Origin of the sequence: Amycolatopsis sp. cmx-8-4, assembly GCF_046548675.1 — a bacterium.
In the GTDB taxonomy this organism is placed as follows: domain Bacteria; phylum Actinomycetota; class Actinomycetes; order Mycobacteriales; family Pseudonocardiaceae; genus Amycolatopsis.
This window is the reverse complement of the sequence record NZ_JAEBDZ010000005.1, coordinates 99,354-117,318: the sequence shown is the minus strand read 5'-3', so window position 1 is coordinate 117,318 and position 17,965 is coordinate 99,354. Positions and strand designations below refer to the sequence as shown.

The window sequence follows — 17,965 nt, the reverse complement described above, 5'->3', positions numbered from 1 at the left end:
GTACGTGGGCTTCGAAGAGTTCGTGGCGGAGCGGCTGGACGGGCTGCTCCGCTACGCGACCGTCCTGACGAACGACCCGCACCTCGCGCAGGACATCGTCCAAGACGTCCTGCTGCGCGCGCAGCAGCGCTGGGACGGCATCGACGCCCCGCCGACCTACGTCCGCAAGATGGTCACCAACGAGTACCTGTCGTGGCGCCGCCGGGCCGTGCGGCGGATGGTGCCGAGCAGCCACGAGGTCCTCGACGCGCTGTCCCCGCCCGAAGCCGACCCCGCCACCGCCTACGACGAGCGGGACGCGATGCTCGGCCTGCTCGCCACGCTCCCCCGCAAGCAGCGCGCCGCGGTCGTGCTGCGCTACTACGAGGGCTACTCGGACGCCGAGATCGCCGCCGTCCTGCGGTGCGGCACCTCCACCGTGCGCAGCCAGATCTCCCGCGCCCTGGCCACCCTCCGGGAAGCACCCCACCCCGCGCCCCTGACCACCGGAGCCCCCGAATGAGCCGCAGCGACCACGAGACCGAGACGCTGATCCGGGAGAGTCTCGACCGCCTCGCCGCCCGCGCGCCGGACGGCCACGCGGTCCGGGACGCGCTCGCGGACGCCCGGCGCCGTCGCCCGGTCGCGCGGCTGACGCTGGTGGCCGCCGCCGTGGTGCTGCTGGTGGCGGGGGTCTTCGTCGGCACGCAGGTGCTCACGAGCCCGCCGGTGCTCGACCCGGCGGCGGGCCGCCCGGTGCTCGGCTACACCCCCGGCTGGCTGCCCGACGGCTTCACCGAGCAGAGCCGCGAGGGCGGCCCGGGCCTCACGCCGCAGGTCCGCCGGTGGTTCGCCGGGCCGGCGGAGATCACGCTGTCGGCGTATCCGACGGCCGATCCCGAGTGGTCGCGGACCGCGCTGAAGATCGCGTCGATCAAGGACCAGATCGTCGTGCACGGCCGGGTCGCCATGGTCACCGGCGACACCGGCGCCGCCGCCCTGCTCACCTGGCTGGCCGACGACGACCACGTGCTCACCGCCCGGGTCGGCGGGATGCCGGACGCCCGCGCGGTCGCCCAGCGGATCGCCGAGTCGGTCGACGCGACCCCGGTCGGCGTCCGCGGCGAGCTGCGGTTCGGGCCGCTGCCGGCGGGGCTGGCGGAACGCTCGGCCGCCGTCCGGGGCACCGGCCCGGACGACGCGAGCACCGAGCTGACGGCGGCCGACCCGGCCCGCCCGTCGGTCCCGGCCGTGACGGCCGCCGTAGGCGCCGGCTCGCCCGGGATCGGCGGCGCCGCAAGCATTTCCGTGCGTGGGGGCCCAGGGTTCTACTCGGCGCCGAGGCCCGGCGAAGCCGCGCTGGTCGCGGTCCGGCTGCCGTCCGGGCGCTGGCTGACGGTGACCGGACCGCAGCCGGAGGCCGTGCTGGTCGCCGTCGCGGACGGCGTCCAGCTCGACCCTGCACCCGACTACCGCTGGCTCGGGCGGCCTACCAGCTGACCGTCGGGAACCAGATGATCCCGAGCCGGCCGAGCACCCGCACGTCCCAGTAGAGCAGCGTGAACGTGCCGCCGACGAGCAGCGCCGCGCCCGTCACGGCGGCGATGCGGCCCGGCTTCGCGGCCAGCCAGCGCTGCACGCGCCCGCCCGTCGCGTGCGTCAGGATCAGGAACAGCACGCCCATGATCACGATGTTGCCGAGTGACTGCAGGGCGAACGCGGCGGCGCCGTAGAACACGTTGTGCTGCTCGGCGGCGCTGCGGAACATGATCCGGAACAGCGGGTACGGCCGGCCGATGAGGAACCCGCCGATCAGCGCGCCCATCAGGACCAGCGGTGCGGCCGGGTGCCGCCGGGTCAGCGCGCCGATCGGGTTGCCGATCACGCCCACCGAAGCCAGGCCCAGCACCAGGAACACCAGGCCGACGACGCCGAAGGCGACCATCGACTGGATGCTGCGCGGCGTCAGCCCGCTGGCCGGCGCGGTGTCGAACTGCGGCATCCGCGTGCCGACGAGCGCGACGATCACGCCGTAGACGATCGACACGGTGAGCATGCCCGCCGCGATCCAGCCGAGCGGCTTGAGCGTCGTCGCGAACCGCCGCTTCCCGCCCGCCTCGCCGCCGACCAGCGGCGCGACCGCGCCGAACGCGGCGATGTTGCAGGCGGTGAACGAGCCGGCGAGGCCGGAGACGAACGCGAACAGCGTCCCGGCGAGCACGCCGCCGATCGGGGTGGCCTTCGCGTCGTAGCCGAGCAGCGTGTTGGCGACGCTGTCGCCGATGACGGAGTCGACGAACGGCGCCGACCAGAGCGCCGTCAACGCGAACCCGGCGAGGACCGCGATGACCACGACCCGCGCCCGATGCGCGGGATACGGGCCCGAGCCGAAGAAACCCGCTTGCGGATGAACCGGAACCTGCTGTGTGACGGCCATCTACACCCTCCAGTGTGCGGGAAAAACCCAGCCCGCAAAGCGTTGCAAATATTCCGTTGAAGCGCTTCCGCCGAACTGCGCCTCCGCGTTGGGCCGGAAGCCCGCTTGACGCCGTGACCTCGGCGAGCGCAGAATTAATCGCATGACTAATTCTGCCATCGAGGTCACCGGCCTGCGGGTCCGCCGCGGCGGGCGGCCGGTGGTGCGCGACGTGAGCTTCGCGGTACCGCGCGGTGTTGTCACCGGGCTGCTCGGCCCGAGCGGCTGCGGCAAGACGACGCTGATGCGCGCGATCGTCGGCGTGCAGCTCGTCGAGGGCGGCACCGTCACCGTGCTGGGCCTGCCCGCGGGCAGCCCGCCGCTGCGGCGCCGGATCGGCTACGCGACGCAGAACCCGGCGATCTACGCGGACCTGACCGTCCGGGAGGCGCTGCGCTACTTCGCCGCGGTGCTGCGCGCCCCGGTGTCCGATGTGGACCGGGTCATCGGCGAGGTCGGCCTGGGCGACCACGCCGGGAAGCTCGTCGGCTCGCTCTCGGGCGGGCAGCACAACCGCGCGAACCTCGCCGTCGCGCTGCTCGGCCGGCCGGAGCTGCTGGTGCTCGACGAGCCGACCGTCGGGCTCGACCCGGTGCTGCGCGACGAGCTGTGGGCGCTGTTCCGCCGGCTCGCCGAAGGCGGCGCCACGCTGCTGGTGTCCAGCCACGTCATGGACGAAGCCGCGCGCTGCGACCGCCTGCTGCTGATGCGTGAGGGCGTCCTGCTGGCCGACGACGCGCCGGCGGAGCTGCGACGGCGTACCGGCGCCGCCGACCTCGAGCAGGCGTTCCTGCGGCTCGTGCGGGTCGCGTCGTGAGCCCCGCGCTGACGCTCGCCACCACGCGGCGCATCCTGACCCAGCTGCGGCACGACCCGCGCACCGTCGTGATGCTGGTCCTGGTGCCGACGCTGCTGATGATCCTGCTGCGGTACGTCTTCGACTCGGCGCTCGTGTTCAGCCACGTCGCGCCCGCACTGCTCGGCGTCTTCCCGTTCCTGATCATGTTCCTGATCGCGTCGATCACGACGTTGCGCGAGCGGACCACGGCCACCCTGGAGCGGCTGATGACGCTCCCCCTCGGCCGGCTCGACCTGCTTTTCGGCTACGCGCTGGCGTTCGGCGTGATCGCCGTCGTCCAGGTGGCGCTCGCGACGGCCGTCTCACTGTCGTGGCTGGGCCTCGACCTGGCGGGCCCGGTCGTGCTGCTGCTGGTGATCGCCGTCCTCGACGCGCTGCTCGGGATGGCGCTCGGGCTGTTCGTCAGCGCGTTCGCGCGCACCGAGTTCCAGGCCATCCAGTTCATGCCGGTGTTCGTGCTGCCGCAGATCCTGCTGTGCGGCCTGATCGCGGCGCGCGAGGACATGGGCCGGCCGCTGCGGTGGCTGTCCGACGTGATGCCGCTGTCCTACGCGGTCGAGGCGCTGAACCGCGTCACGGCTTCGCCGACGGTGGACGCGGTGATCCTGCGGAACCTGGCGGTCGTCGCCGGCTGCGCGCTGCTGGCGCTGGTCCTCGGCGCGGCGACGCTGCGGCGCCGGACGCCCTGACTACCGTGGACGCATGGCATCCGAAACGGATCGGCTCGCGGCCGAGCGCTACGTCGTCCTGACCACGTTCCGCAAGGACGGCCGCGCCGTGCCGACCCCGATCTGGGTCGCCGGCGACGGTGGCGAGCTCGTCTTCAACTCGGTCCGGGACGTGGGCAAGGTCAAGCGGATCCGCAACAGCGGTCGCGTCGAGGTCCAGGCCTGCGACCTGCGCGGCAAGAAGACGCACGGCGCGGTGGCGAGCGGCCAGGCCCGGTTGCTGGACCTCGAGGAGACCAAGCGGGCCCAGCAGGTGATCGGGCGCAAGTACGGCGTCGTCGGGCGGGTGTCGATGTTCTTCTCGAAGCTGCGCGGCCCGGCGGACCGGACGGTCGGGATCGCCGTCAAGCTGAGCGAGTGAAGCCCCGGAACCCCCGCCGCAGGTAGTTCGGCAGGGCGTTCGGGTGATCGAGGGTCGAGGTGTGCAGCCAGACCCGGCGCGCGTCCGGCACCGTCCACGCGGCCGCGACGACGAGCGTGAGCGCGTACCCGCCGAGCCCCTTCCCGACGAACTCGGGCAGCAGCCCGAACGTCGTGATCTCGACGTCGTCGCCGGGCTGCGGCTCGAAGTCGGCGGCGCCGGCGATCTCCCCGCGGTACTCGACCAGGCGGTAGCGCCGGTGCGGCTCGGCGAGCCAGCGCGCCCAGTCGTCGTCGGTCCGGGACGCGCTCGGCCAGCGGTACGGCGTCCCGATCCGGACGTGCAGCTCGCGGATGAGCGGCGAGGCCTCGACGGTCCGCAGGGTCACCCCGTCGACCGGCGGCGCCGGGGTGAGCTGGTCGGCCGCGGTCATCTCGAGCTGGGTGACGATCTCCTCCACCGCGGCAACCTAGTGGTTCGAGGTGTCGCTGTCAGCCGCTTTTCGGCGTCAACCCGCCGCGCGCAGCGCCGCCGCCATGGCCGCCGAGTCGTGGTCCGGCCCGCAGCCTTCGACGATGACCAGGTCACCCGGGATGTGGTCGGCGCGCAGGCGCAGGATCGCCTGGTAGGCGGGCGAGTCGTACCACTCGCGGGCTACCGCGACGCTCGGGAACTCGATCACCACGAGCGCGCCGGGCCACTCGCCTTCGAGCACCTGCACGTCGGCCCCGTGCACGACGAACCGGCCGCCGTACGGATCGAGCGTGGCCTGGATGCGTTCGAGGTACCGGAAGACGTCTTCCGGCAGCACGGCGGGCGGACGCAGGTGCGCGAGTCCGTAGGCGGTCATGGTGGTCCTTTCGTTGTCCTGAAAGGAATCCTGACCGCCCGCGCGCACCGCGTCGATTACCCCGGAGGTAATCCTCAGACCTGCGCGACCGCCGCCAGCGCCTCGGGCAGCGTGAACGCCCCCGCGTACAGCGCCTTGCCGACGATCGACCCCTCGACGCCGTCCGACTCCAGGCCGGCCAGCGCGACCAGGTCGTCCACACTGGACACGCCGCCGGAGGCGATCACCGGGGCGTCGGTGCGGGCGACGACCTCGCGCAGCAGGTCGAGGTTCGGGCCCTTCAGCGTGCCGTCCTTGCTCACGTCCGTCACGACGTAGCGGGACGCGCCGTCGCGGTCGAGGCGGTCCAGGACCTCCCACAGGTCGCCGCCGTCGGACGTCCAGCCGCGGGCCGAAAGCCGGTGGCCGGCCTCGGTGATGCGGACGTCGAGGCCGATCGCGACGCGGTCGCCGTACTCGCCGATCACGCGCGCGGTCCACTCCGGATCCTCGAGCGCGGCGGTGCCGAGGTTGACGCGGCGGGCGCCGGTGGCCAGCGCGGCCTTCAGCGAGGCGTCGTCGCGGATGCCGCCGGAGAGCTCGACCCGCACGTCGAGCCGGCCGACGACCTCGGCGAGCAGCTCGCGGTTGCTGCCCTTGCCGAACGCGGCGTCGAGGTCGACCAGGTGGATCCACTCGGCACCGTCGCGCTGCCAGGCCAGCGCGGCCTCCAGCGGGCTGCCATAGGAGGTCTCGGTGCCGGCCTCGCCCTGAACGAGTCGCACGGCCTGGCCATCGGCCACATCAACGGCGGGAAGCAGCGTGAAAGTCACGCCGGTAACTCTAGGGCGGAGACCCGGGTCACCCGGTCAGAGGGTCGCGAGCCAGTTGCGCAGCAGCCGCGCACCGGCGTCACCGGACTTCTCCGGGTGGAACTGGGTCGCCCAGAGCGGTCCGTTCTCCACCGCCGCGACGAAGTCCTCGCCGTGGTTGGCCCAGGTGACCTTCGGCTCCCGGCCGGGCAGGCCGGACTCCAGCTCCCACGTGCGGGCGGCGTAGGAGTGCACGAAGTAGAAGCGCTCCTCGGGGTCGAGGCCCGCGAACAGCTGCGAGTCCGCCGGGGCGCGCACGGTGTTCCAGCCCATGTGCGGCAGCACGTCGGCCTTCAGCCGGTCGACCGTGCCGGGCCACTCCCCCGTGCCCTCGGTCTCCTCGCCGTGTTCGACGCCGCGCTCGAAGAGGATCTGCATGCCGACGCAGATGCCCAGCACGGGACGGCCGCCGGCGAGGCGCTTGCCGATGATCCGCTGCCCCTTGACCGACAGCAGGCCGGCCATGCAGGCGGAGTAGGCGCCGACGCCGGGCACGACCAGGCCGTCGGCTTCGACGGCGGCGTGCGGGTCGGCGGTGACCTCGACTTCGGCCCCGGCGCGCGCCACAGCGCGTTCGGCGGAGCGGAGGTTGCCGGAACCGTAGTCGAGAATCACCACACGAGACACGCCACACAGCGTAGCCGGAGGGCTCAGCGGCGCTCGAACGAATAGACGTCGGTCACGGTGTTGCACGGCGACGGCGGCACGACCTCGACCCGCAGGACCCCCGTCGGCGCGTCGTAGTCGACGCCTTCCGGGGTGAACGTGCCGGTGCAGGTGCTGACCAGCGGCACCTGGCCGAGCTCGCGCACCTTCGCCGTGATGTCGTGGCCGGTGAGCGGCCGGGCCAGGTCGACCTGCAGCAGCTGCAGGTTCGTCGGGTACAGGTCGTTGTTCGGGTCCGACGTCGCGCAGACCAGCCGCGTCGCGCTGACGAAGTCGCAGCCCTGGGCGCTGCGGATGTGGTGGTCGAGGTGGATGCGGGCGGCGATCGGCAGGTCACCGGCGACGCGCGGGGCGCGCGGGTTGAGGAACGGCGTCGGCGAGACGTAGAGCCGGTCGATCTCGCCGAGCGGGCCGGACACCAGCCACTGGCCGTCGGGAGTGGCCGCGACCTGGGCGTTCGCGTTGACGGCCGGCTCGTCGGCCTGCAGCGGGTGGACGAACTCCGTCGTCGTCCCGTCCGGCTTGGTGACCAGGTACATCTTCCGCGTCGGCGTCGGGGTGACGGTGTCCTGGTAGACGTCGAAGACGTAGCCGCGCAGGGAGTCGGGGTCGCCGACGTGGCCCCAGCCCTCGTCCTTGAGCGGCTGCGGGATGGTCGCGCCGTTGCGGTAGACGGTCTCGGGGGCCTGCCCGGGCCGCCGGAGCGTGGTGACGCCCTCGCCGCTCACGCGGTTCTCGGCGGTGGTGTGGCCGACCTGGTGCCACGGGTTGCCCTGGGCGGCGGCAACGCCGGTTCCGGCGCCGCCGAGCAGGGCTGTGGTGGTCAGGGCGAGCAGACTTGCCGTCCGCAGTGCGCGCATGTGCGCTCCTCAGAAGTCGAGACCACGGCGGCGGCAGCGCGATTCTGCCATGGGTGGGCGACGCGCCGGAAGAATCTTGAAGACCTGTGTTTCGGCGTCCCGCTCGCTGGGTATGTAGTAACCCGATCGTATGAGGCGTTCATTCGTGCGCGCCCGGACGCCAGGAGGCGGAGATGGCCGAGAACGACGTGCTGTCCCAGATGCTCGACGCCTGGCGCGATGACGTCGAAAGCGTCCCGTTCCCCCAGTTCAACGAGCTGCTGATCCCGCGCCAGCAGGTCCGGCGGCGGGCCGAGCGGCGCTGCACCGCGCGTCCTTCTGTCGCCCGCGTGACGAACGCCACGCAGGGGACAGACGCCTGACTGTGGTTTCCTGCGGGGACCGCACCGACGCGTCCCCTTGGAGCCCTCATGAGCCGAACTCCGGATCCGCACGACTTCCTGGACCTCGACGCCGGGCTCGCCGAGGAGGAACGCGCCATCCGCGACGCCGTCCGCGCGTACGCGAAGGACAACCTGCTGGACCGCGTCGCCGGCTGGTACGAGACGGGCGCGCTGCCCGCGTCGGAGCTGGCGAAGGAGTTCGGCTCGCTCGGCCTGCTGGGCATGCACCTGGAGGGGTACGGCTGCGCCGGCACCAGCGCGGTCGCGTACGGCATCGCGTGCCGTGAGCTGGAGGCCGTCGACTCGGGCCTGCGGAGCTTCGTGTCGGTGCAGGGCTCGCTGGCGATGTACGCGATCCACAAGTGGGGCAGCGAGGAGCAGCGCCAGGAGTGGCTGCCGCGGATGGCCACCGGCGACGCGCTGGGCTGCTTCGGCCTGACCGAGCCGGACGCGGGCAGCGACCCGGGCGCGATGCGCACGCGCGCGGTGCGCGACGGGTCCGACTGGGTGCTGTCGGGCACGAAGATGTGGATCACCAACGGAACCGTCGCCGACGTCGCGGTCGTCTGGGCGCAGACCGACGACGGCATCCGCGGCTTCGTCGTCTCGACGTCGACGTTGGGCTTCACGGCGAACGAGGTCAAGCACAAGCTGTCCTTGCGGGCGTCCCTGACGGCCGAGCTGGTCCTCGACGGCGTCCGGCTCCCCTCGTCGGCGATGTTCCCCGAGGTCAAGGGCCTGCGCGGGCCACTGTCCTGCCTGAACGAGGCCCGCTATGGGATCTTGTTCGGCGTCGTCGGCGCGGCGCGCGCGTGCTACGAATCGGCGTTGGAGTACACGCTGTCGCGGGAGCAGTTCGGGAAGCCGCTGGCGGGTTTCCAGCTGACCCAGCGCAAGCTGGCCGACCTGCTCGTCGAGGTCAACCGCGCCGGCCTGGTGGCGATGCAGATCGGGCGGCTCAAGGACAGCGGGCAGCTGCACCACAACCACGTCAGCTTCGGCAAGATGGCCAACGTGAGGTCGGCGATCGAGGTGGCCCGCACGGCCCGGACGATGCTGGGCGCGAACGGGATTTCGCTGGAGTACCCGGTGATGCGGCACATGGCGAACCTCGAGACGGTGCTGACGTACGAGGGCACCGAGGAGATGCACGCGCTGTCCCTCGGCCAGGCGGTCACGGGGCTGGCGGCGTTCCGCTGATCCTTTTTGTCGGTGGTGCCGGGTAGCTTTCGCCTCGTGACTTTCACCGAGTACGAAACGGTCCTGGAGCTGCGGCGCTACACGCTGCACCCAGGGCGTCGCGACGAGCTGATCGAGCTGTTCGAGCGCGAGTTCGTCGAGCCACAGGAAGCCGCCGGCGCGCACCTGTTCGGTCTGTTCCGCGTGCCGTCTTCCCCGGACGAGTTCTGGTGGCTGCGCGGATTCCGGTCGATGGAGGCCCGGAAGGAGGCGCTGGAGACGTTCTACTTCGGCCCGGCGTGGAAGGCCCACCGGGAGGAAGCGAACGAGACGATGATCGACTCGGACAACGTCCTGCTGCTACGCCCGGTCCAGCGTGGCCTGACGTCACCGCCACCGGGCTCGGAGCTGTATTTGTCCCTTTCGGCGCCGCCTACCGCTTTTGCCACTTTCGAGACGGAGCCATCCCCGAACACGTTCCCCCAGCTGCCGGTCCGCGACGACGGCCCGTTTTCGGTGTGGTTCAGCCGCTCTGCTTCACCTTCGGGGGTGCTGCTCGAGCCGACGGCGCGGTCACTGCTCCGGTGAGAGCAGCTCGGTGAGCCCCTTGGGGTAGAGAATCTTGGTGCCATTGCGAAAGTCCGCGACGTCGACCCACCGCGCGGTGGAGTCGTCGTCGAGGATCTTGAACTCTTCCCTGGCATAGAGGTTAGGGTCGGCGAACTGGGCGTCGTAGAGAAAGACGATCTCGTGCCCGGTCCGGCCTTCCGAGACGAAGACGTTCTCGAGCACCTCGATCCGCTCGCCCACCTCGACGTCGGCGTCGAGCTCCTCCCGGAACTCCCGCCGAAGGGCCTCCGCACCGGTTTCGCCGAACTCGATCCCGCCCCCGAGCGGCCGGTAGAAGGTCTCGTCCTTGACTTCGTCGTGCCCTTCGAAGACGAGCAGAGCGCCCCCACGCCGGATGACACCAAGCGCGAGCGGCCGGATTGTTGACCCCATACCGCTCACGCTATCGGGCTTGCCGTCCCGAAGCACGACCCAACCGAGCACAACGATGACTACCCCTAGCAACAGGGCCCAGCCGAGCCCGAGTTGTCCGGCGGCAGCCACGACGACGACGCCGGCAACGGGGTAACTCCAGGGCGAAATATCGATCACCGCCTCGTCCGAACCCGTCGACTGTGCGTGCATGCTGGCCTACCATGGTTCGATCCTGGAGGGCGGGGGCGAGACCATGCGAGCGCTGCGACTCATCCGCCGGATCACACTGCTCACCGAGTATCCGTCTTCTTCGCTGCCCGGGATCGAAAAGCAGATCGAGCTGGGGCAGATCGACTGCCAGAGGTGCGGGGGTACCGTGGAAATTTTCCACGGCAGGCCATACTGTCCGGATTGCGGTAGACCCATTCAATTCAATCCAGACGGAACTCAGAAGTGACATCACCTTCCGTCGCCGATGCGGCAGTCGGTCTCGGCGCTCGGATCGGCCGCTACTTCAGCATCGTCAGCATGGTGCCGTCACTCTTCCTGGTCGTGTGGACGACCGTATTGGTCGCAAGCGATGCCTGGCGGTCTGAGCCAAACTTGTCCCTAATGGTCGACCGCCTCGGCGACCTTGGTTTGCCCTCAATCGCGTGGCTGCTTCTGATCACTACCGTCGTGGCACTGTTCCTGCACCCGCTGCAGTTGGCAATGACCCGACTTCTCGAAGGTTATTGGGGCAGCTCACCGATAGCCGTAAGATTGTTGAGCATGCGGATAGCGCACTACCGAAGACGGTGGCGAAACCTTCACGCCCGGGAACGTGAACTTTCGACCATCCTCAAGAAGCGACTGAAAGTTCTCCTTGTCGAACAGTATTTCAACGACTTGCTCGACAGGCGAACCAATCTCGTCCACCCTGAGAATCTTGAGGCAAGTCAACGGAAAAAGGACGAGGAGTACATGCTTGCAAGCAACCGGGCCCATGACCTCAGCGGACTGCAAGCCGCACTTGAGTCGATCAGATACGAGAAGAGCCGCTACCCCGCGATCGACCGGATGATGCCGACCCGTTTGGGCAATGCGCTACGCCAGGCCGAGGACACTATCGGCAAGCAGTACGGCCTGAACGCGATCCGTACGGCCCCACACTTGACCCTGGTCTTGCCAGAACTGGATCGAAACTACCTCAACGACACACGACAACAGCTCGACACCTCCGTCAAGCTGTGTGTCGTCGCTTTGCTGATAACTATCGAAACAATAGTTTGCCTGTTCACAGACGGCTGGTGGCTATTGGTCGCGCTTGGCCCGTATTTCCTCACCTATACCGCCTACCGCTCCGCCGTAGCGGCAGCTGATGCTTACATGGCCGTCTTCCGCACCGTCCTTGACCTGAACCGGTTCAAACTCTACGAGAGCCTCCATGTGCGGCTTCCGATGAGCACAGCTTATGAGCGAAGAACCAATGCGAAGTTGATGGAACTGCTCAAGGGAAACGAGAAAGTCAGCGTCCGGTATAAGCACCCCGCCACCGGTACCCCCACCGACACCTCTTCTTCTACTCCCCCAGGAACTTCCTGATCGACAACCCTAGCGACCCCGCGTCCAGGCCGTGCGCCAGGTCGTGGTCCGCGATCTCCCCGTACGTCCGCACCTCCGCGTCCCGCCGCACCCCCAGCGACCGCAGCCGGTGCGGCACATCCGCCAAAGCCTCCGACACCCAATGCGCCGACGTCCCCGCCAAGTACGGCTCCACCATCACGACGGAAGCCGAAGCAGCGAGCACCGCCGACCGCAAGCCCGCCGCGTCGAAAGGGCGGATCGTCGACGCGTACAACACCGTCACGTCCAGGCCGGAAGTAGCCCGCAGCACCCGATCCAGCACCGGCCCGACCGCCACCACGACCCCGCGAGAGCCCGCCCGCAGCCGCGTGAACCCGACCCCCAAGTGCGGCGACGCGTTCTCCTGAGCCGAGAGGCGCAAGTAGACGCGGCCGTCTCCCGGGATCGACTCCAGCAAGAGCCGGCGCGCCTCCGAAGGATGGCCCGGGACGTGCACCGTCCAGCCCGGCAGAGAATCGATCAGCGCCACATCACCCGGGGCCTGGTGCGTGCGCCCCTCCGTCGGCATGTCGTACGACGCGCCGTACGACACCAGCACCCCGCCCAGCTCTTGGTGCGAGAAGTCCAGCTTGATCTGCTCGAACCCGCGCTCCACCAGGAACGACGAGAACGTGTGCACGATCGGCCGCAGCCCCGCCAGCGCCAGGCCCGCGCCCGTGCTGACCAGCAGCTGCTCGCGGATCCCGACGTTGATCACCCGGTCCGGGTGCCGTCGCGCGGCGCCGGCCAGCTGCGCGGCCGAGATGTCCGCGAGGACGATCGCGACGTCCGGGTCGGCGTCGAGGATCTGCTCGGTCGTGGTCAAGAACGTTTCGCGCACGAGTTCAGCCCTTCGGTTCGACGACGGCGACGACCGCGAGCGGCCGGCCCGGGTGCGGGGTGGTGAACGCGGCGAACAGCGCGTCGTGGTCGCGGCCGGGCACCGTGCGCGTCTCCCAGCCCTCGACGTCGAACCGGCGCGCGATGCCGCCCGGCCAGCCGCGCGTCGACGACTGGTTGTCGATCACCACCGTCGTGAGGTTCTCGAGCGCGAAGCGCGCGGCGACGACGATCGCCTCGTGGTTCGAGCCCTCGTCCAGTTCCGCGTCGCCGATCAGCGTCACCACCTTGGGCGACAACAGGCCGCGGGCGCGCAGGCCCAGCGCCGTGCCGAGTGCGATCGGGAGGCCGTGGCCCAGCGAACCGCTGGAGATCTCGACGCCCGGGATCCGCCGCCGGTCCGGGTGGCGGCCGAGGCGCGACACCCGGACGGACCACGTCGGCAGCTCCGCCTCGTCCAGGAAGCCTTTCGCGGTCAGCACGGCGTAGTACGCCATCGGCCCGTGCCCCTTGGACAGCAGGAACCGGTCGCGGTCCGGCTCGCGGAAGTTCTCGGTCGTGATGTCGAGCACGCGGTCGTAGAGCACCCACAGGACGTCCACAGTGGACTCGGCAGCGGCTTGATGCTTGTCGTCGCCCGTCATCAGCGAGATCAGTCGGGGCAGCTCGGCGTAGCCCGGTTCGGTCGCAGTGGTCATGCTTCCGACGATGCAACCTCGACTAAACTCGAAGTCAAGGCTAGCCTGAGCCGGTGACGAGGCTCGCCGAACATCTCAGCATCGGACAAGTGGCAGACCGCAGCGGGGTACCGCACACGGCGCTGCGGTTCTACGAGGAACGAGGGCTGATCAGCTCGGAGCGCTCGGCGGGCAACCAGCGCCGTTACGCGCGTTCGGTGCTGCGGCGGATCGCGTTCATCCGCGCGGCGCAACGGGTCGGCCTCTCCCTCGAAGACATCAGCGCGGCGCTGGCGACCCTGCCCGTCGACCACGCCCCGACGAAGGCCGACTGGGCCCGCCTTTCCCGCGACTGGCAGCACGAGCTCGACGCGCGGATCGACGCCCTGCAACGCCTTCGCGACCGTCTCACCGGCTGCGTCGGCTGCGGCTGCCTGTCCCTGCGCAGCTGTGCGCTCTACAACAACGACGACGACCTCGCGCGCTTCGGGCCCGGCGCCAGCAAACTGCGTCCCGCGGTCGAGGGCGGCATCTAAATCGCTTGCCCGCGGCGGGATCCTGGGGAGGCAATGAACGACAAAGAAATGATCCGCATCTCGAAACGGCTGGCGCTGCACCTGCGCCACGACCCCGCCGCGATCGGCCTCACCCTCGGCCCCGGCGGCTGGGTGGCGGTCGACGCGCTCCTGCGCGCGCTGCGCGCCCACGGCTTCACGCTCACCCGCGAGCAGCTCGACGAAGTCGTCGAGACCAACAGCAAACGCCGGTACGCCTTCGACGAAACCGGCACCATGATCCGCGCGAGCCAGAGCCACAGCGTGGACGTCGACCTCGGCCTGGCGGACGCGCCGCCGCCCGCCGTCCTCTACCACGGCACGGTGGCGAAGTTCCTCGACGCGATCCTGCGCGACGGCCTGCGCCCGATGAACCGTCACGCCGTCCACCTGTCGGCGACGATCGACACGGCCCGGACGGTCGCCGCCCGCCGCGGCAAACCGGTCATCCTGCGGGTGGACGCCGCGGCGATGACGGCCACGGGCCACACGTTCCAGGTGAGCGCGAACGGCGTGTGGCTGACCGCCGCGGTGCCGCCGGAACACCTCCACCGCCTGGCCTGACGCGGACGACACGCGCACCTGAGCGGACGACACGCGTACCGGGACGGTCGGCTCGCGTACCCAGACGGTCGGCGCGCCTACCTGGACGGTCGGCTCGCGCACCCAGACGGTCGGCTCGCGCACCTGGACGGTCGGCTCGCGGGATCAGAACCCGAACTCGCGTGATTGGGCGCGGGACTCGCGTGATTGGGCGCGTATCTCGCGTGACTGGGGAGTCGACTCGCGTGACTGGAGGGTCGACTCGCGTGATTGGGGAGTCGACTCGCGTGATTGGGGGGTCGACTCGCGTGACTGGGGGCGGCTCGTGGGTTAGAGGGTTGAGACGGGGAGGTGGGCTCGGCGGCGGGGGCGGCCCAGGAGGCGGCGGCCGACGTCGAGGAGTTCCGTGCGGAGCTCTTCGTCGTCGAGGCCGGCCAGGTCCGGGGAGCCGCCGGCCATCGCGATGCCCGTCAGGGCCACCATCGCGTTGACGCGGGCCGCCGTGTCCGGGTCCGGGCCCGACAGGATGCCGAGCAGCGCCTGGCCGAAGCCCTCCATGCCGCCGTGGGCCGACTTCTCGATCGCGCGGATGAGGCCCGGGTCGCTCGAGAACAGCGCCACCAGCGTGCGGTGCCGGACCACCAGGTCGACGAACCCCTCCAGCAGCAGGTCCACCTGCGCGCCGCGGCGCTTCTGCGCGGCCGCGCGCAGCACGAGCTCGTCCAGGTCGCGGATGCCGGGCTCGGCGACGGCCTCGGTGATCTCCGCCTTCGTCTTGAAGTGGTAGTAGACCGCGGCCTTCGTGATGCCGAGCGCGTCGGCGATCATCTGCAGCGACGTGCCTTCGACCCCGTGTTCGGTGAACAGCCGCAGCGCGGTGTGCAGCAGTCGGGTCCGGGTGTCCTCGGCCGGGCCGGCGGTCATTCTTCCTCCTCAGCGAGCCGTCGGAGCGTACGTCACGGCCTCCTCCGTGAGCAAACCGGTTACTTGCCGATCGGCTAGCGAGTCACTTGCTGTTCGACAAGTCACATACTTGCCGATCGACTTGGACGCGTCCTTGCCGATCGGCTAGCTTGGAAAGTAATCAGATGGAGTGAACCGAGCCCGTTCGGGCGAAACGGAGCTGACTCGTGGCAACCTTCCTGTACCGGCTAGGCCGGTTGTCCTTCCGGCGGCGCGCGCTGGTCGCGGCCGTCTGGGCGGCTGTACTCGTGGCCCTCGGACTGGGCGCGCTGACGCTGTCGGGCCAGCTGTCGAACTCGGTGACCATCCCCGGCACCGAGTCGCAGCGGGCGATCGACCAGCTCACCGAGAAGTTCCCGCAGGCCAACGCCGGGGGCGCCACCGCGCGCGTCGTGATCGAGGCCCCGGCCGGGACCACCGTGACCGACGCCAAGGGCAAGGCCACCGTCGAGGCGCTCGTCGGGCAGCTGAAGACCGCGCCGAAGGTGTCGAGCGTCGTCGACCCGTTCCAGGCCCAGTCGGTCTCGCCCGACAAGCGCGTCGCCCTCGCACAGGTCAGCTACGGCGCGAAGGCCTACGAGCTCACCGACGAAGACCGCCAGGCACTGCTGAACACCGCGAACGCCGCTCGCGACGCCGGGTTCACCGTCGAGCTCGGCGGCGACGCGGTGCAGGGCATCCCCGAAACCGGCGCGACCGAGGGCCTGGGTGTCGCGGTCGCGGCCGTCGTGTTGATCATCACCTTCGGCTCGCTGATCGCCGCCGGGATCCCGCTGCTCACCGCGCTGATCGGCGTCGGCACCGGGATGGGCGGCATCTTCCTCGCCTCCGGTTTCCTCGAGCTGAACTTGAACACGCCGATCCTGGCGCTGATGATCGGGCTCGCCGTCGGCATCGACTACGCGTTGTTCATCGTGTCGCGCTACCGGCACGAGCTCAGGCTGGGCCGCAGTCCCGAGGAAGCCGCGGGCCGCGCGACCGGCACCGCCGGGTCCGCCGTCGTCTTCGCCGGCCTCACCGTGATCATCGCGCTGGCCGGGCTGACCGTCATCGGCATCCCGTTCCTCGGCCAGATGGGCGTGGCCGCCGCGGTCACCGTCGCGGTCGCCGTCGTCATCGCCCTGACGCTGCTGCCCGCGATCCTCGGCTTCGCCGGGAAGCGGGTCGCCGGCGAGCGGATCCGCTTGCGCCGCAAGCCGGTCGAGACGACGCACGGCGAGCGCTGGGCGCGGTTCGTCGCCCGTCACCGGTGGCCGGTGCTGCTCGTCGCGCTGGCCGGGATGGCCGTCGTCGCGCTGCCCGCCCTCGGCATGCAGCTCGGCCTGCCCAACGACAGCACCGCCGCACCGGAGTCCACGCAGCACAAGGCGTACGAGATCGTCAGCCGCAGCTTCGGCGAAGGCGCGAACGGGCCGCTGCTGGTCGTCGTCGACGTCGGCTCGAGCACCAACCGCCAGGCCGCGCTCGGCCAGGCCGCGGCCGACATCCAGAAGCTGCCCGACGTCGCTGCCGTCACACCGGCGAAGGTCAACCAGAACGGTGACACGGCGTTGCTCTCGGTGATCCCCAAGAGCGGGCCGAGCAGCACCCAGACCGAGGACCTCGTCGCCGCGATCCGCACCGAATCCGGGACGCTGCAGGAGGCGACCGGCGCGAAGCTGGCCGTCACCGGGCAGACGGCGGCGAACATCGACGTCTCGGAGAAGCTCTCGGACGCGATGCTGCCCTACCTCGCCCTGATCGTCGGGCTGGCGTTCATCCTGCTGATGCTGGTGTTCCGCTCGGTCGTGGTGCCGCTGAAGGCGACGATCGGCTTCCTCGGCTCGGTCGCCGCGACGTTCGGCGCCGTGGTCGCGGTGTTCCAGTGGGGCTGGCTGACGGACCTGCTCGGGGTCGAGTCGACCGGGCCGATCATGAGCATGCTGCCGATCCTGCTGATCGGCGTGCTGTTCGGGCTGGCGATGGACTACCAGGTGTTCCTGGTGACGCGGATGCGCGAAGAGCACGTCCACGGCGCCGAACCCCAGGAGGCCATGGTCACCGGCTTCCGGCACGGCGCCCGCGTGGTCGTCGCGGCCGCGCTGATCATGATCAGCGTGTTCGCCGGGTTCATCCTGGCCGAGTCGACGCTGATCCAGTCGATCGGCTTCGCGCTGGCGTTCGGCGTGCTGGTGGACGCGTTCGTGGTCCGGATGACGCTGGTGCCCGCGGTGATGTCCCTGCTCGGCCGGGGCGCCTGGTGGCTGCCGAAGTGGCTCGACCGGATCCTGCCGGACGTCGACGTCGAGGGCGAGAAGCTCACGAAGCACCTGGACGACGCCCCCGGCGACGACCCGCGCGAACTGGTCGGCGCGAGCCGCTAGCGGCAAAGCCTGTGAAGGCCTCCTTACCGGCTCTTATGGCCGGTAAGGAGGCCTTCACGGCTTTACGGGGTCAGCTGACGAACCAGAAGATGGCGCCGCCGATGGCCAGCACGGCCGCGATGCCCAGGACTACCGCCATGAACTTGGCCGTCTTCCAGGCCGAATAGACGCCGCCCACCAGGAAACCACCCAGGGCCAGCAGCAGGACGCCCACCACTTCCTTGCTCACGCTGGTTAGGGTGCC

General features: G+C 70.2%; 23 protein-coding genes. 12 read left to right on the top strand and 11 right to left on the bottom strand.

Annotated elements, in window-relative coordinates:
* Positions 1-4: 4 nt before the first annotated feature.
* Positions 5-502 carry an RNA polymerase sigma factor gene (locus ACLJQZ_RS12110; RefSeq protein ID WP_410620109.1) on the top strand — a complete coding sequence of 166 codons (498 nt, stop codon included), beginning with the start codon at positions 5-7 and terminating at the stop codon, positions 500-502.
* A complete protein-coding gene (locus ACLJQZ_RS12105) occupies positions 499-1,479 on the top strand; it encodes a hypothetical protein (RefSeq protein ID WP_410620108.1) in 981 nt (326 codons plus the stop codon). Before ACLJQZ_RS12110 ends, ACLJQZ_RS12105 begins: the two co-directional genes overlap by 4 nt.
* Here ACLJQZ_RS12105 and ACLJQZ_RS12100 read toward each other — a convergent pair.
* The gene (locus tag ACLJQZ_RS12100; RefSeq protein WP_410620107.1) at positions 1,469-2,416 is read right to left on the bottom strand and encodes a hypothetical protein; all 948 of its coding nucleotides are present in this window, start codon (positions 2,414-2,416) and stop codon (positions 1,469-1,471) included. The two genes, ACLJQZ_RS12105 and ACLJQZ_RS12100, sit on opposite strands and share 11 nt — an antisense overlap.
* A 142-nt stretch (positions 2,417-2,558) precedes the next feature.
* On the opposite strand from ACLJQZ_RS12100, the gene ACLJQZ_RS12095 reads away from it, so the two are divergent.
* Genes ACLJQZ_RS12095 through ACLJQZ_RS12085 form a run of 3 tightly spaced genes read left to right on the top strand, consistent with a single transcriptional unit; the run spans position 2,559 to position 4,403 of the window.
* Complete coding sequence (locus ACLJQZ_RS12095; RefSeq protein ID WP_410620106.1) at positions 2,559-3,272, top strand: ABC transporter ATP-binding protein; 714 nt, start codon at positions 2,559-2,561, stop codon at positions 3,270-3,272.
* Positions 3,269-4,003: an ABC transporter permease gene (locus tag ACLJQZ_RS12090; RefSeq protein WP_410620105.1), complete on the top strand. Its 735-nt coding sequence runs from the start codon at positions 3,269-3,271 to the stop codon at positions 4,001-4,003. Before ACLJQZ_RS12095 ends, ACLJQZ_RS12090 begins: the two co-directional genes overlap by 4 nt.
* A gap of 13 nt (positions 4,004-4,016) precedes the next feature.
* Positions 4,017-4,403, top strand: coding sequence for a PPOX class F420-dependent oxidoreductase (locus ACLJQZ_RS12085; RefSeq protein WP_326947388.1), 387 nt, complete (start codon positions 4,017-4,019; stop codon positions 4,401-4,403).
* On the opposite strand, the gene ACLJQZ_RS12080 is transcribed toward ACLJQZ_RS12085, so the two are convergent.
* From ACLJQZ_RS12080 to ACLJQZ_RS12060, 5 genes are all read right to left on the bottom strand, one after another.
* Positions 4,387-4,863 (bottom strand): GNAT family N-acetyltransferase, encoded by a 477-nt coding sequence (locus ACLJQZ_RS12080; RefSeq protein ID WP_410620104.1) that lies wholly within the window; start codon positions 4,861-4,863, stop codon positions 4,387-4,389. The two genes, ACLJQZ_RS12085 and ACLJQZ_RS12080, sit on opposite strands and share 17 nt — an antisense overlap.
* Positions 4,864-4,911: 48 nt before the next feature.
* A complete protein-coding gene (locus ACLJQZ_RS12075; RefSeq protein ID WP_410620103.1) occupies positions 4,912-5,253 on the bottom strand; it encodes a DUF1330 domain-containing protein in 342 nt (113 codons plus the stop codon).
* Between the two features lie 74 nt (positions 5,254-5,327).
* Complete coding sequence (gene priA / locus ACLJQZ_RS12070) at positions 5,328-6,065, bottom strand: bifunctional 1-(5-phosphoribosyl)-5-((5-phosphoribosylamino)methylideneamino)imidazole-4-carboxamide isomerase/phosphoribosylanthranilate isomerase PriA (RefSeq protein ID WP_326955040.1); 738 nt, start codon at positions 6,063-6,065, stop codon at positions 5,328-5,330.
* 36 nt (positions 6,066-6,101) lie between these two features.
* Entirely contained in the window at positions 6,102-6,722 is a 621-nt protein-coding gene (hisH, locus tag ACLJQZ_RS12065; RefSeq protein WP_410620421.1) for an imidazole glycerol phosphate synthase subunit HisH, read from the bottom strand.
* A gap of 32 nt (positions 6,723-6,754) precedes the next feature.
* Positions 6,755-7,630 carry a hypothetical protein gene (locus ACLJQZ_RS12060; protein ID WP_410620102.1) on the bottom strand — a complete coding sequence of 292 codons (876 nt, stop codon included), beginning with the start codon at positions 7,628-7,630 and terminating at the stop codon, positions 6,755-6,757.
* 173 nt (positions 7,631-7,803) lie between these two features.
* Between ACLJQZ_RS12060 and ACLJQZ_RS12055 the strand changes: the two genes are divergently transcribed.
* The 3 genes from ACLJQZ_RS12055 to ACLJQZ_RS12045 are packed head-to-tail and all read left to right on the top strand — an operon-like array spanning position 7,804 to position 9,780.
* Entirely contained in the window at positions 7,804-7,992 is a 189-nt protein-coding gene (locus ACLJQZ_RS12055; RefSeq protein WP_410620101.1) for a hypothetical protein, read from the top strand.
* A gap of 48 nt (positions 7,993-8,040) precedes the next feature.
* The gene (locus tag ACLJQZ_RS12050) at positions 8,041-9,213 is read left to right on the top strand and encodes an acyl-CoA dehydrogenase family protein (protein WP_410620100.1); all 1,173 of its coding nucleotides are present in this window, start codon (positions 8,041-8,043) and stop codon (positions 9,211-9,213) included.
* Positions 9,214-9,249: 36 nt separating this feature from the next.
* The gene (locus ACLJQZ_RS12045) at positions 9,250-9,780 is read left to right on the top strand and encodes an NIPSNAP family protein (RefSeq protein ID WP_410620099.1); all 531 of its coding nucleotides are present in this window, start codon (positions 9,250-9,252) and stop codon (positions 9,778-9,780) included.
* On the opposite strand, the gene ACLJQZ_RS12040 is transcribed toward ACLJQZ_RS12045, so the two are convergent.
* The gene (locus tag ACLJQZ_RS12040) at positions 9,766-10,386 is read right to left on the bottom strand and encodes an NUDIX hydrolase (RefSeq protein ID WP_410620098.1); all 621 of its coding nucleotides are present in this window, start codon (positions 10,384-10,386) and stop codon (positions 9,766-9,768) included. The genes ACLJQZ_RS12045 and ACLJQZ_RS12040 overlap by 15 nt on opposite strands.
* Positions 10,387-10,629: 243 nt before the next feature.
* On the opposite strand from ACLJQZ_RS12040, the gene ACLJQZ_RS12035 reads away from it, so the two are divergent.
* Positions 10,630-11,760: a hypothetical protein gene (locus ACLJQZ_RS12035; RefSeq protein WP_410620097.1), complete on the top strand. Its 1,131-nt coding sequence runs from the start codon at positions 10,630-10,632 to the stop codon at positions 11,758-11,760.
* Here the strand turns inward: ACLJQZ_RS12035 and ACLJQZ_RS12030 are convergent.
* Together ACLJQZ_RS12030 and ACLJQZ_RS12025 are read right to left on the bottom strand one after the other, a co-directional pair.
* Complete coding sequence (locus ACLJQZ_RS12030) at positions 11,738-12,622, bottom strand: transketolase family protein (protein WP_410620096.1); 885 nt, start codon at positions 12,620-12,622, stop codon at positions 11,738-11,740. The two genes, ACLJQZ_RS12035 and ACLJQZ_RS12030, sit on opposite strands and share 23 nt — an antisense overlap.
* Positions 12,623-12,626: 4 nt before the next feature.
* Positions 12,627-13,319 (bottom strand): thiamine pyrophosphate-dependent enzyme, encoded by a 693-nt coding sequence (locus ACLJQZ_RS12025; protein WP_410620095.1) that lies wholly within the window; start codon positions 13,317-13,319, stop codon positions 12,627-12,629.
* Positions 13,320-13,372: 53 nt separating this feature from the next.
* Between ACLJQZ_RS12025 and soxR the strand changes: the two genes are divergently transcribed.
* Both soxR and ACLJQZ_RS12015 read left to right on the top strand, forming a co-directional pair.
* Positions 13,373-13,834 carry a redox-sensitive transcriptional activator SoxR gene (soxR, locus tag ACLJQZ_RS12020; RefSeq protein WP_247062842.1) on the top strand — a complete coding sequence of 154 codons (462 nt, stop codon included), beginning with the start codon at positions 13,373-13,375 and terminating at the stop codon, positions 13,832-13,834.
* Between the two features lie 33 nt (positions 13,835-13,867).
* Entirely contained in the window at positions 13,868-14,416 is a 549-nt protein-coding gene (locus tag ACLJQZ_RS12015; RefSeq protein ID WP_410620094.1) for an RNA 2'-phosphotransferase, read from the top strand.
* A 309-nt stretch (positions 14,417-14,725) separates the two neighbouring features.
* Here ACLJQZ_RS12015 and ACLJQZ_RS12010 read toward each other — a convergent pair whose 3' ends face one another.
* Complete coding sequence (locus tag ACLJQZ_RS12010; RefSeq protein ID WP_410620093.1) at positions 14,726-15,319, bottom strand: TetR/AcrR family transcriptional regulator; 594 nt, start codon at positions 15,317-15,319, stop codon at positions 14,726-14,728.
* Positions 15,320-15,525: 206 nt separating this feature from the next.
* Between ACLJQZ_RS12010 and ACLJQZ_RS12005 the strand changes: the two genes are divergently transcribed.
* Positions 15,526-17,721, top strand: coding sequence for an MMPL family transporter (locus ACLJQZ_RS12005; RefSeq protein WP_410620092.1), 2,196 nt, complete (start codon positions 15,526-15,528; stop codon positions 17,719-17,721).
* 70 nt (positions 17,722-17,791) lie between these two features.
* Here ACLJQZ_RS12005 and ACLJQZ_RS12000 read toward each other — a convergent pair whose 3' ends face one another.
* Entirely contained in the window at positions 17,792-17,950 is a 159-nt protein-coding gene (locus tag ACLJQZ_RS12000; protein WP_410620091.1) for a hypothetical protein, read from the bottom strand.
* Between the last annotated feature and the right edge of the window lie 15 nt (positions 17,951-17,965).

Coding starts and splice junctions, on each gene's coding strand:
- ACLJQZ_RS12105 (WP_410620108.1), top strand. CDS start 499: ATGAGCCGCAGCGACCACGAGACCGAGACGCTGATCCGGGAGAGTCTC.
- ACLJQZ_RS12100 (WP_410620107.1), bottom strand. CDS start 2,416: ATGGCCGTCACACAGCAGGTTCCGGTTCATCCGCAAGCGGGTTTCTTC.
- ACLJQZ_RS12095 (WP_410620106.1), top strand. CDS start 2,559: ATGACTAATTCTGCCATCGAGGTCACCGGCCTGCGGGTCCGCCGCGGC.
- ACLJQZ_RS12085 (WP_326947388.1), top strand. CDS start 4,017: ATGGCATCCGAAACGGATCGGCTCGCGGCCGAGCGCTACGTCGTCCTG.
- ACLJQZ_RS12075 (WP_410620103.1), bottom strand. CDS start 5,253: ATGACCGCCTACGGACTCGCGCACCTGCGTCCGCCCGCCGTGCTGCCG.
- ACLJQZ_RS12060 (WP_410620102.1), bottom strand. CDS start 7,630: ATGCGCGCACTGCGGACGGCAAGTCTGCTCGCCCTGACCACCACAGCC.
- ACLJQZ_RS12055 (WP_410620101.1), top strand. CDS start 7,804: ATGGCCGAGAACGACGTGCTGTCCCAGATGCTCGACGCCTGGCGCGAT.
- ACLJQZ_RS12050 (WP_410620100.1), top strand. CDS start 8,041: ATGAGCCGAACTCCGGATCCGCACGACTTCCTGGACCTCGACGCCGGG.
- ACLJQZ_RS12040 (WP_410620098.1), bottom strand. CDS start 10,386: ATGCACGCACAGTCGACGGGTTCGGACGAGGCGGTGATCGATATTTCG.
- ACLJQZ_RS12025 (WP_410620095.1), bottom strand. CDS start 13,319: ATGACCACTGCGACCGAACCGGGCTACGCCGAGCTGCCCCGACTGATC.
- ACLJQZ_RS12015 (WP_410620094.1), top strand. CDS start 13,868: ATGAACGACAAAGAAATGATCCGCATCTCGAAACGGCTGGCGCTGCAC.
- ACLJQZ_RS12010 (WP_410620093.1), bottom strand. CDS start 15,319: ATGACCGCCGGCCCGGCCGAGGACACCCGGACCCGACTGCTGCACACC.